Here is an 11,472-nt window from a genome sequence, read left to right as displayed (position 1 = left end):
GGCGTCGTCGTCACGGCGAACGCCACGTGCGCGATAGTCTGCGGAGCATCGACGACGCGGAGGCAGATGCCGACGCGGTCGGTGCCTCGGAGGTTCGAGCGTGAGCAACGACGTACAAGACGAGTCGCACACGATCGGCCGCTGGCTGATCGAGCGCGCCGCGCACACACCGCATCGTGTCGCGATCGACGATCGCGGGGTGACGATCACCTATGGCGACCTGGCAGAGAGGGCGCGGGAACTCGCCGGGAGCCTCGCCGGGGCAGGCTTCGGCCCGGGATCGCGCATCGCGACGCTCGCGGGTAACTCCATCGACCACGTCGTGCTCTTCTTCGGATGCGCCTTGATCGGAGCCGCGTTCGTTCCGCTCTCGTGGCGCCAGAGCACGCGGGAACTGGTCGACACGCTCGGCCGCAGCGATCCGCAGCTGCTGGTGGTCGATGACGAGTTCGCCGTCTCCGCAGGCGAGGCCATCCGCGAACTGCCAGAACCCCCGCTGATGACGGCTCTGGGCACCGCAGGGATCGAGCGCGTCGTTCCGCCGGCTCGCGACCCGCGGCCAGCCCGACCGGTGCGTGACGATGACCCACTGTTGATCGTGTTCACCTCGGGGAGCGAGGCCGCGCCTAAGGGCGTCATCCTCACCCACGCCAACTGCTTCTGGAACAACCTGGCCCTCGGGCGCGCGCTGCCGCTGGGGGAGGGAGATGTCGTCCTCACCGTCCTGCCGCAGTTCCACGTCGCTGCCTGGAACTGTCAGCCGCTGCTCGCGTGGTGGGGCGGGGCAACAGTCGTGCTCGAGCGCTCGTTCGACACCGAGCGGGTGCTGCAGCTCATCCGAGAGCGCCGGGTCACCGCGATGATGGGCGTGCCGACGCAGTATGCGATGCTTGCCGATTCCCGTGGCTGGGACGCGAGTGATCTGTCCTCGATTCGCCTGGCGCTCGTGGGTGGGGCCACTCTTCCCGGCGCGGTTCGGGACGCCTGGCAGGCCCGGGGGGTCGAGCTGGTGCAGGGCTATGGGCTTACCGAAGCAGGCCCCAACGTGCTGCATTGCCCGACAGGCAGCGCCGGCGGCCATGAAGGTGCGGTCGGTCGGCCGTATCCTCATGTCAGCGTCCAGGTCGTCGATCCCGACACGCTGCTTCCCCTCCGCGGGGACGCGACAGGGGAGCTTTGGGTCCGAGGACCGAGCGTGTTCGCGGGGTACCTCGGTGATCCGGATGCCACGGCCCGGGCCATGCACGGAGACTGGTTGCGCACCGGCGATCTCGTCCACCGCGACCGCGACGGCGTGTTCACCGTCGTCGATCGGCTCAAAGACATCTTCATCTCCGGCGGCGAGAACGTCGCCCCCGCCGAGGTCGAGCACGCGCTGTGTCTGCATCCCCTCGTCACCGGCGCGGCCGTTGTCGGCGTCGCCGACCCGGTGTGGGGCGAACGGGGCGTCGCCTTCGTTACGCTTCGAACGGGCGCGCTCGTCTCCCAGGACGAGATCTTTGCTCACGCGCGGCGCACCCTCGCCGCCTTCAAAGTTCCCATCGCTGTCGAGATCGTCGACCGGTTGCCTCGGTCGTCGATCGACAAGCTGGCCAGGTCGCGCCTCCGCGAGCGTGCCAGTGCGATCGTGGCATCGGCTCAGGAGGTGTCGCATGAGCGTTTCCGTTGAAGATGAGGATGTCACGCCGGTCTCGTCGGCCACGGGTCGGCCCCTGACCAAGCGGGGTGAGGCCACGCGGCGCCGGCTACTCGAGGCTGCCGAGACGGTATTCGCCGATCAGGGGTATCACGAGGCATCCATCGTCAAGATCACCGAGCGCGCCGGCATCGGCCTCGGAACGTTCTACCTCTACTTCGACAGCAAGCAGGCGATCTTCGAAGCGCTCGTGATCGATCTGAACCGGCGGGTTCGGCACTCGATGTCGGAAGCGATGGCTGGAGCGTCGAGCCGGCTCGAAGCCGAACGCGCGGGCTTTGCCGGGTTCTTCCGTTTCACGGCCGCGCATCCCGCGCTCTACCGCGTCGTGCGCGAGGCGGAGTTCGTCTCACCCGAAACACTGCGACTGCACTACACCCGCATCGTCGAGGGGTACGAAGCGGGGCTCCGTGCCGCCCAGGGGAGCGGGGATGTCGACCCCGCGCTCGATCCCGAGGTCACAGCATGGGCACTCATGGGCATGGGAGAGCTGATCGGCATGCGGTTCCTGCTCTGGGAGCGGGATGCCGAGGGTCGCCCGCCCGCCGAGCTTGACCCCGCCGTGATGGCGTCGATGTCAACCCTTATCGACAACGCGCTCGCGCCCCGGACGGGCGGGCCGACAAGCACGAAGGAGTCCCGATGACCGAGAAGGACCTTGCGGGGCGACGGGCCCTGGTCACCGGCGGCGCGAGTGGCATCGGCTTTGCGTGCGCGACCGAGTTCGCCTCCCGGGGTGCAACTGTCGTCGTTGCCGACCTCAACGCGGATGCCGCTCACGCAGCTGCCGAACAGATCGGCGGCGAAGCCTGGGTCGTCGACCTCTCTGACACCGAAGCGCTCGATGACCTGAGCCTCGAGGTCGACATCCTGGTCAACAATGCCGGCATCCAGCGCGTGAGCCCCATCGCCGAGTTCGACCCGGGAAAGTATCGAATGATGATGCGGCTGATGCTCGAATCGCCGTTCCTGCTGGTGCGCGCCGCCCTCCCGCACATGTACGCGAACGGTTGGGGCCGGATCATCAACATCTCCAGCGCGCACGGGCTGCGCGCGAGTCCCTTCAAGGTCGCGTACGTGTCGGCCAAGCACGGCCTGGAGGGACTCTCGAAGGTGACGGCGCTCGAGGGCGGGCCGCACGGCGTCACCAGCAACTGCATCAACCCGGCTTACGTGCGAACACCGCTCGTCGAGAAGCAGATCGCCGATCAGGCCAAGGTGCACGGGATTCCCGAAGACGAGGTCGTCGAGAAGATCATGCTCACCGAGACCGCCGTGAAGCGCCTCGTGGAGTCGGACGAAGTCGCATCCCTGGCGGGATGGCTCGCCTCCGACAAAGCCGGTATGGTCACTGGCGCTTCATACACGATGGACGGCGGGTGGACCGCACGATGAGCGCGCACACCTATCGCACTGTCGACGTCGCCGTCCCCGGGGGTGACCTTCACGTCGGTGTCTGGGACCCGGTGGCTCCGCAGACCGCGCAGGTGCTCCTCGTCCACGGGGTCACCTCATCGCACCTGGCTTGGCCGTTCGTCGTCGAAGAGCTCCCCGGGATTCGTGCCATCGCCCCCGACCTTCGCGGGCGCGGACGCAGCAATGAGGTCGCGGGACCTGCGGGTCTCGCGGCCCACGCCGACGACCTGGCGGCTGTGCTCGACGATCTCGGAATCGAGAGCATCCCGGTCGTCGGGCACTCGATGGGCGCCTTCGTGTCGGTCGTTTTCGCGCACCGGCATCCGTCTCGCGTCGAGAGCCTGTTGCTCATCGACGGAGGGCTGCCCCTCGACGTTCCCGCGGGTATGGACGCCGATGCCGTCGCCGACTACGTGCTGGGACCGACCGCGGCGCGACTGTCGATGCGGTTTGGATCGATCGATGACTATCTCGAGTTCTGGCGCCCACACCCCGCCTTCGCGCACGCCTGGTCTCCCGAGCTCGAGAGCTACTTCGCCTACGACCTCGTCGAGGACGGATCGGGAATGCTGCGACCGGCGACGAGCTACGCGACGATGGTCGATGACACTGTCGACATGAACACGGGATCCGCACTCCCGGAGGCACTCGCCGACCTGCAGCATCCGGCTGCCCTCATCACGGTGCCGCGCGGACTGCAGAACGAGGAGCCCGGGCTCTACGCACCGGAGTACCTCGAGGGTGTTCTCGCGGCGTATCCGAGCATCAAGCACACGCGGCTCGATGACCTCAACCACTACACGATCGTGATGAGTGAGCCGGGTGCGGCTGTCGTCGGTGAAGCGGTCCGGGCGCTCGTTGCGCACGAGCATCCCGTGGGGTGACGGGGTCACCGTTCGCCCGAATCGTCTCAGCCGCGTGCTGCCGCCACCCGCGTCGTGAGCTGGTGGGCGTGGGCAAGCAGGATGCGGCCGAGCTCGGGGAGCCGGTCGGGACCGAATCGGAACTCGACTCCCGTGAGGCTCAGCGCCCACTGCGGGTGCCCCTCGCGCGTGAAGACCGCAGCTCCCACCCCGAAGCTCCCCGCCACGATCAGGCCCGGGTTGACGGCATAGCCGCGCTCGTGCGTCTCACGCAGGCGCCCTCGAAGCCGCGGTGGGGCGTGAGCTACGCCCCACCGCTCCGACAGCTCGGGATGCCGCTCGAAATAGGCGTCCACATCGTGGTCTGGGAGGAACGACAGAATCGCGAGTCCCGCCGAGGCGACGCCCAGAGGAAACCGCACCCCCTCAGCCAGCACGAACGAGCGGATGGGAAAGCTTCCCTCCTCGCGCAGCAGACATACTGTCTCGTCGCCCCGACGGGCCGAGAGGAAGGCGCTCTCCTCGGTGCGCACCGCGAGCGAGCGCACGATGTCGCGAGCGAGGCTCGTGATGTCATAGCGCGATGCCGCGGCCGCGCCCATGAGATAGAGCTCGGGACCCGGCATCCAGGTGCCACGTGCCTCGTCTTGGTCGACGAGCCCTTCGTGGCGCAGCGCGGTGAGGAGCCGGTGGGTGGTCGGCCGAGTGAGGTCTGCCCGCCGCGCCAACTCCGACACGGTCAGTCCCGCGGCGCCCCCTGCCGACACCAAGCGCAGCAACGCGGCTGCGCGCGCGATCGCCTGCGCGCCCGGCACGGATCGATGGGTGTCCATGATGTGGACGGTAGTCGCGGTGGTGTCCACATCGCAAGCGGATGCTGGCGTCAGCGCGTCCCGCGCGGCAACGATGGCCATGCGGGTGCGGCGCAATGCGGCGACCCGGAACGAACCGGCAGACCAAAGGAGTTCATCCGTGATCGACAAGACCTGGGAGTCGCCGGCCGCGGCCGTCGCCGACATCCCCGACGGCGCAACCCTCGCCGTCGGTGGGTTCGGCCTATCGGGCAACCCGATGGCACTGATCGAAGCCCTGCACGCCCGCGGCGTCGGCGACCTGTCGATCGTGTCCAACAACTGCGGCGTGGATGACTGGGGCCTCGGCATCCTGCTCGCCGACAAGCGCATCCGCAAGATGACCTCGTCGTACGTGGGTGAAAACAAGGAGTTCGAGCGGCAGTTCCTCTCGGGTGAACTCGAGCTCGAGCTGACCCCTCAGGGGACCCTCGCCGAGAAGCTGCGCGCTGGCGGCGCCGGGATCGCCGCGTTCTACACGCAGACCGGTGTGGGAACGCAGGTCGCCGAAGGCGGATTGCCGCGTCGCTATGACGGGTCCGGTGGCGTCGCCGTCGCTTCACCGGTGAAGGACGTGCGCACGTTCGAGGTGTCGGGTCGCGAGCGCGAGTATGTGCTCGAGGAAGCGATCGTCACCGACTACGCCCTGGTCCATGCGCTACGGGGCGACCGCCACGGCAACCTCGTCTTCAACAAGGCAGCTCGAAACTTCAACCCGCTCGCCGCGATGGCCGGCCGGATCTGCATCGTGCAGGTCGAGGAACTGGTCGAGCCGGGTCGGATCGATCCGGATGCCGTGCACCTGCCCGGCGTCTACGTCCACCGCATCGTCGAAGTGGGTTCCGACATTGAAAAGCGCATTGAGCGACGCACTGTCTCGGTGACCCCGGAAGGAGCCTGAAATGGCACTCACCCGCAACGAGATGGCCGCCCGCGCCGCGCAGGAACTCGCCGACGGCGCCTACGTCAATCTGGGGATCGGGCTGCCGACCCTCGTGCCCAACTACGTTCCAGCCGGCATCACCGTCGTGCTGCAGTCCGAGAACGGCATCCTGGGCGTGGGGCCCTACCCGCAGGAAGCGGACGTCGATCCCGACCTCATCAACGCCGGAAAGGAGACCGTGACGACCCTGCCGGGCGCCGCGTTCTTCGATTCCGCGACGAGCTTCGGGATGATCCGCGGCGGCAAGATCGACGCTGCCATCCTCGGGGCGATGCAGGTTTCGGCATCCGGCGACCTTGCCAACTGGATGATCCCCGGAAAGATGGTCAAGGGTCCCGGCGGGGCGATGGATCTCGTGCACGGCGCCGCGAAGGTGATCGTTCTGATGGAGCACGTCGCCAAAGACGGGACGCCGAAGATCGTCAGCGACTGCTCGCTGCCGCTGACCGGCAAGGGTGTGGTCGACCGCATCATCACCGACCTGGCGGTCCTCGACGTGACGCCCCAGGGACTCGTGCTCGTCGAGCTTGCGCCCGGCGTCAGCGTCGAGGATATCGTTGCTGCGACCGAGCCCGAGATCACCGTGTCGAGCAACCTTAAGGTGGAGGCATGAACCACGAGGATGTCGTCATTGTCGGCGCCGCACGCACCCCGCAGGGCCGCCTGAAGGGGCAGCTGTCATCGCTGCCATCCACCGCCCTCGGCAGCATCGCGATCCGCGGTGCGCTCGAGAAGGCCGGGATCGGCCCCGAGGTCGTCGACGCCGTTCTGGTCGGCCAGGTGCTTCCCGCGGGTGCGGGACAGAACCCTGCCCGCCAGGCCGCGATCGGCGCCGGGATCGGCTGGGATGTTCACGCATCGTCGATCAACAAAGTGTGCCTGTCGGGCCTCACTGCCGTCATCGACGCCGCCCGCATGGTGCGCCTCGGAGATGCCCGGGTCGTCGTCGCGGCGGGCATGGAGTCGATGTCGCAGGCGCCGCATCTGCTCATGGGCTCGCGCGAGGGCTGGTCGTACGGATCCATCGAGGTGCTCGACCACATGGCCCACGATGGTCTGACTGACGCGTTCGACCGCGAGAGCATGGGCGGCTCGACAGAGCGACACAACGCCCGCTACGAGGTCACGCGCGAAGATCAGGATGCCGTCGCCGCCCGCTCCCACCAGCGCGCAGCTGCCGCGTGGGAAGCCGAGGTGTTCGCCGACGAGATCGTTCCCGTAGAGATTCCGCAGCGCAAGGGCGACCCGAAGCTGGTGACGCGAGACGAGGGCATCCGTGCCGAGACGACAGTCGATACCCTCGCCGGCCTCCGTCCTGCCTTCTCGAAAGACGGCACCATCACGGCGGGCAATTCCTCGCAGATCTCCGACGGCGCCTCGGCCGTGATCGTCACGAGCCGCGCGCACGCCGATGAGAACGGCTGGCCCGTGCTCGCCGTCATCGGGTCAGCGGGTCAGGTCGCAGGCCCCGACAACACCCTCCACGCCCAACCTGCCCGGGCGATCCTGGCCGCATGCGAGCGAGAGGGAATCGCCGCTTCCGATCTGGATTTCGTCGAGATCAACGAGGCGTTCGGTGCGGTGGTTGCACGCTCTCAAGCAGAGCTCGGCCTGCCCGACGAGGTCGTCAACATCCACGGCGGCGGCATTGCGATCGGTCACCCGATCGGCGCATCGGGCAACCGGCTCGTCGTGCACACCGTGTATGAACTGCTGCACCGCGGTGGTGGGACCGCCGCAGTCGCGCTTTGCGGGGGCGGCGGTCAGGGCGACGCGCTGATCCTCAAGCGCTGAGCGGGATCAGCGCTGCCTAGTCCTTGAGGCGCCGCGCGGCGGGGGAGTCGGCGGGGACCGGCTTGCCCTGGTCGATGCGACGCATGTCGATGATCGCCCCGACAGCCAGTGCGACAGTGATGGCCCAGCTGATCCATGCCAGCGCGGTTCGCCACGTGAACGTTTCCTCCCGGAGCGCGCGAAGGAGCGAGAAGCCCGAGATGACTGCTCCGATGATGCCGGTTCCGAAGAGGTACTTGCCCATGCGAACCACGGTACACATCAGCTCGCCGCTGTCCACCCCCGGCCTGCAACCCGGTGAAGCAGCTAGCCTGGGAGCGCCCGCGTCCGCCACTGTGAAGGAGCTCGCGTGTCGCAAGCTGATTTCGTCGTCGTTGCCAACCGCCTCCCTGTGGACCGTGATGACGACGGCGGATGGCGGCGCTCTCCGGGTGGTCTGGTCACAGCGCTCGAGCCCGTGATGCGCAAGGCCGAAGGTGCCTGGGTGGGGTGGGCCGGCAAGCCGGGCCTCGACCTGGAGCCGTTCGACTTCGAGGGCACGCATCTGGTGCCGATCACCCTCAGTGTCGAGGAGATCCAGAACTACTACGAGGGGTTCTCGAACGACACGATCTGGCCCCTGTACCACGATGTGATCGCCGCTCCCCGGTATCGCCGCGTGTGGTGGGATGCCTACGTCGATGTGAACCGGCGCTTCGCCGAAGCGTCGGCCGACGCCGCCGCCGAGGGTGCGACGGTCTGGGTTCAGGACTACCAGCTGCAACTCGTGCCGGCGATGCTGCGCTCGATGCGGCCCGACCTCACGATCGGCTATTTCCACCACATCCCTTTCCCGGCATATGGCCTGTTCTCACAGTTGCCGTGGCGACGTCAGGTACTCGAGGGGCTCCTCGGGGCCGATGTCGTCGGCTTCCAGCGGGTGGCGGATGCCGGCAACTTCGCCCGCGCCGTGCGTCGCCAGTTCCACTACACGACCAAGGCCTCGGGCATCACCGTGCCTCTTGAGGACGGCAGCACGCGAAACGTCCTCGCCAAGGCGTTCCCGATCTCGATCGACGCCGAGTCGTACATCGAACTCGCGCAGCGTCCCGAGATCCAGGCCCGGGCCAAGGAGATCCGCGAGAGCCTCGGCAACCCCAAGACGGTGATGCTCGGGGTCGACCGGCTGGACTACACGAAGGGTATCCGCCATCGCCTCAAGGCTTTCGGCGAGCTTCTGCAAGACGGCAAGCTCAGCGTCGAAGACGCGACCCTCGTGCAGGTGGCGAGCCCCAGTCGCGAACGTGTGGAGGCCTACATCCAACTGCGCGACGAGATCGAGCTGACGGTTGGCCGCATCAACGGTGACTTCGACACGATGGATCACACCGCCATCCGCTACCTGCACCAGGCGTTCCCGCGCGAAGAGATGGTTGCGCTATACCTCGCCGCCGATGTCATGCTCGTCACGGCGCTGCGCGACGGCATGAATCTCGTCGCCAAGGAGTATGTCGCGAGCCGCATCGACAACCGCGGGGTGCTGCTGCTGAGCGAGTTCGCCGGCGCTGCCGACGAGCTCGGGTCGGCGATCCGCATCAACCCGCACGACATCGGTGGCATGAAGGACGCAATCATGCGCGCCATCGAGATGCCGGGCGCTGAGCAGGGGCGACGGATGCGATCATTGCGACGGCGCGTGCTCGAACACGACGTCAGCGACTGGTCCAAGTCTTTCCTGGAAGCGCTCGCCACCGCGAAGCGCTGAGACATCCGAACGTCCGAACCCGAAAGCCCGAGATGACGACTCCCGACGCCCATCCCGATTCCGACGCTGTTGCCCTCGAGGTGCGAGAAGCTCTCGCCACTGTCGCGGGTGTCCCGACCCTGCTGGTCGCCCTCGACTTCGACGGCACGCTTTCGCCCCACGTGGAAGACCCCATGACCGCCCGGATGCTCCCCGCCGCGCGTGACGCGGTCAATGCCCTGGCCGCGCTGCCGAACACGGTCGTGGCCCTGGTGTCGGGACGGAGCCTTGTTGACCTGCGGATCATCGCCGAGCACACCGATGACTCGCCGATCACCCTGGCCGCCTCGCACGGCGCGGAGTACTGGTTCCCGAGTGAGGGCGCCGTCGAGCCGGCTGAGGATGACGCGGAGCGGGGCCTCCGTGACCTGCTGCGCGCTCGTGCCGAAGAGATCGCCTCGGACTACGAGGGCGTCTGGATCGAGCCGAAGACCTTCGGGTTCGGCGTCCACACCCGCAATGCCACCGAGGAGGCCGGCGAGAAGGCAGCCGCTGCCGTCGACGAGATGGTCGCCGGCGCAGCTCCCGACTGGCGGCGCCGAACCGGCAAGAAGATCGTGGAGTATGCGTTCCGTCACGAGGGCAAAGACAGCGCCATCGCGAACCTTCGTGAGCGCGTCCATGCCGACGCCGTGCTGTTCGCCGGTGACGACACGACTGATGAGGATGCCTTGCGCAGCCTGCAGCCGCAGGATCTCGGCATCCACGTGGGCGACGGCGAGACTGCTGCGCGGGTGAGTGTGCCCAACATCCCTGCGATGGCCGCAACGTTGGCGGAGCTCGCGGAGCAGCGGCGCCACGCGCAGGAATAGACTTCGAGCATGGCCCCGCACGACAGCACCATTGACATCAAACCTCGGAGCCGGGTCGTCACCGACGGCATCGAAGCCACCACCTCCCGCGGAATGCTCCGCGCCGTGGGGATGGGTGACGAGGACTGGGACAAGCCCCAGATCGGCATCGCCTCGAGCTGGAACGAGATCACCCCCTGCAACCTGAGCCTGGATCGCCTCGCTCAGGGAGCGAAAGAGGGTGTGCACTCCGGTGGCGGCTACCCGCTCCAGTTCGGCACCATCTCCGTCTCCGACGGCATCTCGATGGGCCACGAGGGGATGCACTTCTCCCTCGTGAGCCGCGAGGTCATCGCCGACTCTGTCGAGACTGTCGTCATGGCAGAACGCCTCGATGGGACCGTTCTGCTGGCTGGCTGCGACAAGTCCATCCCCGGGATGCTGATGGCCAGCGCCCGCCTGGACCTATCGAGCGTCTTCCTCTACGCCGGCTCGATCGCCCCGGGCTGGGTCAAGCTCAGCGACGGCACCGAGAAGGACATCACGATCATCGACTCCTTCGAGGGCGTCGGGGCGTGCCTGTCGGGCCGCATGAGCGAAGCAGACCTCAAGCGCATCGAGTGCGCCTTCGCCCCCGGTGAGGGAGCGTGCGGCGGCATGTACACCGCCAACACGATGGCCTCGGTCGCCGAGGCCCTCGGGCTGAGCCTTCCGGGTTCTGCGGCACCGCCGTCGGCTGACCGCCGCCGCGACGCGTACGCGCATCGCTCGGGCGAGGCTGTCGTCAACCTGCTGAAGCTCGGGATCACGACCCGCGACATCCTGACGAAGGAAGCATTCGAGAATGCGATCGCCCTCGCGATGGCGCTCGGTGGCTCGACGAATGTCGTGCTGCACCTCCTCGCGATTGCTCGCGAGGCTGACGTCGACCTCGATCTGCACGACTTCAACCGCATCGGCGACAAGGTTCCTCACGTCGCCGACATGAAGCCGTTCGGCCAGTACGTCATGAACGACGTCGACCGCCACGGTGGCATCCCGGTCATCATGAAGGCGATGCTCGATGAGGGGCTGCTGCACGGTGACGCGCTCACCGTGACCGGCAAGACCCTCGCTGAGAACCTCGCTGACTTGAACCCCGACCCGGTGGACGGCACCGTCATCCACGCGTTTGACAACCCCATCCACGAGACAGGCGGCATCACGGTCCTGCACGGCACGATGGCCCCCGAGGGAGCCGTCGTGAAGTCTGCGGGCTTCGACAGCGACGTCTTCGAAGGGCCCGCACGCGTGTTCGAGCGCGAGCGTGCCGCCATGGATGCCCTCGAGGCCGGG

The 11,472-nt window shown here is 67.5% G+C and carries 12 protein-coding genes; 10 read left to right on the top strand and 2 right to left on the bottom strand.

The genetic code is table 11. The features are described 5' to 3' along the window. Nucleotides 1-100: 100 nt before the first annotated feature. Genes Q1V87_RS07040 through Q1V87_RS07025 form a run of 4 tightly spaced genes read left to right on the top strand, consistent with a single transcriptional unit; the run spans nt 101 to nt 3,996 of the window. Nucleotides 101-1,669, top strand: a complete 1,569-nt coding sequence (locus tag Q1V87_RS07040) for an AMP-binding protein (RefSeq protein ID WP_300591457.1) — start codon at nt 101-103, stop codon at nt 1,667-1,669. Beyond that, nucleotides 1,653-2,342, top strand: a complete 690-nt coding sequence (locus Q1V87_RS07035) for a TetR/AcrR family transcriptional regulator (protein WP_292712199.1) — start codon at nt 1,653-1,655, stop codon at nt 2,340-2,342. Before Q1V87_RS07040 ends, Q1V87_RS07035 begins: the two co-directional genes overlap by 17 nt. Further along, nucleotides 2,339-3,091 carry a 3-hydroxybutyrate dehydrogenase gene (locus tag Q1V87_RS07030; protein WP_300591456.1) on the top strand — a complete coding sequence of 251 codons (753 nt, stop codon included), beginning with the start codon at nt 2,339-2,341 and terminating at the stop codon, nt 3,089-3,091. The genes Q1V87_RS07035 and Q1V87_RS07030 overlap by 4 nt, the downstream gene beginning before the upstream one ends. Further along, nucleotides 3,088-3,996, top strand: a complete 909-nt coding sequence (locus Q1V87_RS07025; protein ID WP_292712203.1) for an alpha/beta fold hydrolase — start codon at nt 3,088-3,090, stop codon at nt 3,994-3,996. Before Q1V87_RS07030 ends, Q1V87_RS07025 begins: the two co-directional genes overlap by 4 nt. A 26-nt stretch (nt 3,997-4,022) precedes the next feature. Here Q1V87_RS07025 and Q1V87_RS07020 read toward each other — a convergent pair whose 3' ends face one another. Beyond that, on the bottom strand, nt 4,023-4,808 hold the full coding sequence (locus Q1V87_RS07020) for an IclR family transcriptional regulator (RefSeq protein ID WP_300591455.1): 786 nt from the start codon (nt 4,806-4,808) through the stop codon (nt 4,023-4,025). A gap of 139 nt (nt 4,809-4,947) precedes the next feature. Here Q1V87_RS07020 and Q1V87_RS07015 point away from each other — a divergent pair, with 139 nt between their 5' ends. From Q1V87_RS07015 to Q1V87_RS07005, 3 genes are read left to right on the top strand one after another with little or no spacing between them, the layout of a single operon-like run. After that, the gene (locus Q1V87_RS07015) at nt 4,948-5,727 is read left to right on the top strand and encodes a CoA transferase subunit A (RefSeq protein ID WP_300591453.1); all 780 of its coding nucleotides are present in this window, start codon (nt 4,948-4,950) and stop codon (nt 5,725-5,727) included. Between the two features lies 1 nt (nt 5,728). Next, nucleotides 5,729-6,382: a CoA transferase subunit B gene (locus Q1V87_RS07010; protein ID WP_300591452.1), complete on the top strand. Its 654-nt coding sequence runs from the start codon at nt 5,729-5,731 to the stop codon at nt 6,380-6,382. Next, nucleotides 6,379-7,563, top strand: coding sequence for an acetyl-CoA C-acetyltransferase (locus tag Q1V87_RS07005; RefSeq protein WP_292712212.1), 1,185 nt, complete (start codon nt 6,379-6,381; stop codon nt 7,561-7,563). Before Q1V87_RS07010 ends, Q1V87_RS07005 begins: the two co-directional genes overlap by 4 nt. 16 nt (nt 7,564-7,579) lie before the next feature. On the opposite strand, the gene Q1V87_RS07000 is transcribed toward Q1V87_RS07005, so the two are convergent. After that, complete coding sequence (locus tag Q1V87_RS07000; RefSeq protein ID WP_292712213.1) at nt 7,580-7,807, bottom strand: hypothetical protein; 228 nt, start codon at nt 7,805-7,807, stop codon at nt 7,580-7,582. 105 nt (nt 7,808-7,912) lie between these two features. Between Q1V87_RS07000 and Q1V87_RS06995 the strand changes: the two genes are divergently transcribed. From Q1V87_RS06995 to Q1V87_RS06985, 3 genes are all read left to right on the top strand, one after another. Continuing rightward, entirely contained in the window at nt 7,913-9,307 is a 1,395-nt protein-coding gene (locus tag Q1V87_RS06995) for a trehalose-6-phosphate synthase (RefSeq protein ID WP_300591451.1), read from the top strand. A 32-nt stretch (nt 9,308-9,339) separates the two neighbouring features. Continuing rightward, nucleotides 9,340-10,158 carry a trehalose-phosphatase gene (otsB, locus tag Q1V87_RS06990; RefSeq protein WP_300591450.1) on the top strand — a complete coding sequence of 273 codons (819 nt, stop codon included), beginning with the start codon at nt 9,340-9,342 and terminating at the stop codon, nt 10,156-10,158. 9 nt (nt 10,159-10,167) lie between these two features. After that, nucleotides 10,168-11,472 (top strand): dihydroxy-acid dehydratase (locus tag Q1V87_RS06985; protein ID WP_300591449.1); only part of this gene is annotated, 1,305 nt, incomplete at its 3' end.

It is taken from the genome of Microbacterium sp. (genome assembly GCF_030149085.1).
In the GTDB taxonomy this organism is placed as follows: Bacteria; Actinomycetota; Actinomycetes; order Actinomycetales; family Microbacteriaceae; genus Microbacterium.
The sequence above is the reverse complement of the archived record's forward strand: the minus strand, read 5'-3'. Positions and strand labels throughout refer to the sequence as shown.

Excerpts from the sequence above, each read along its gene's own strand:
- Q1V87_RS07035 (WP_292712199.1), top strand. The coding sequence starts at position 1,653 with ATGAGCGTTTCCGTTGAAGATGAGGATGTCACGCCGGTCTCGTCGGCC.
- Q1V87_RS07030 (WP_300591456.1), top strand. The coding sequence starts at position 2,339 with ATGACCGAGAAGGACCTTGCGGGGCGACGGGCCCTGGTCACCGGCGGC.
- Q1V87_RS07025 (WP_292712203.1), top strand. The coding sequence starts at position 3,088 with ATGAGCGCGCACACCTATCGCACTGTCGACGTCGCCGTCCCCGGGGGT.
- Q1V87_RS07020 (WP_300591455.1), bottom strand. The coding sequence starts at position 4,808 with ATGGACACCCATCGATCCGTGCCGGGCGCGCAGGCGATCGCGCGCGCA.
- Q1V87_RS07010 (WP_300591452.1), top strand. The coding sequence starts at position 5,729 with ATGGCACTCACCCGCAACGAGATGGCCGCCCGCGCCGCGCAGGAACTC.
- Q1V87_RS07005 (WP_292712212.1), top strand. The coding sequence starts at position 6,379 with ATGAACCACGAGGATGTCGTCATTGTCGGCGCCGCACGCACCCCGCAG.
- Q1V87_RS07000 (WP_292712213.1), bottom strand. The coding sequence starts at position 7,807 with ATGGGCAAGTACCTCTTCGGAACCGGCATCATCGGAGCAGTCATCTCG.
- otsB (WP_300591450.1), top strand. The coding sequence starts at position 9,340 with ATGACGACTCCCGACGCCCATCCCGATTCCGACGCTGTTGCCCTCGAG.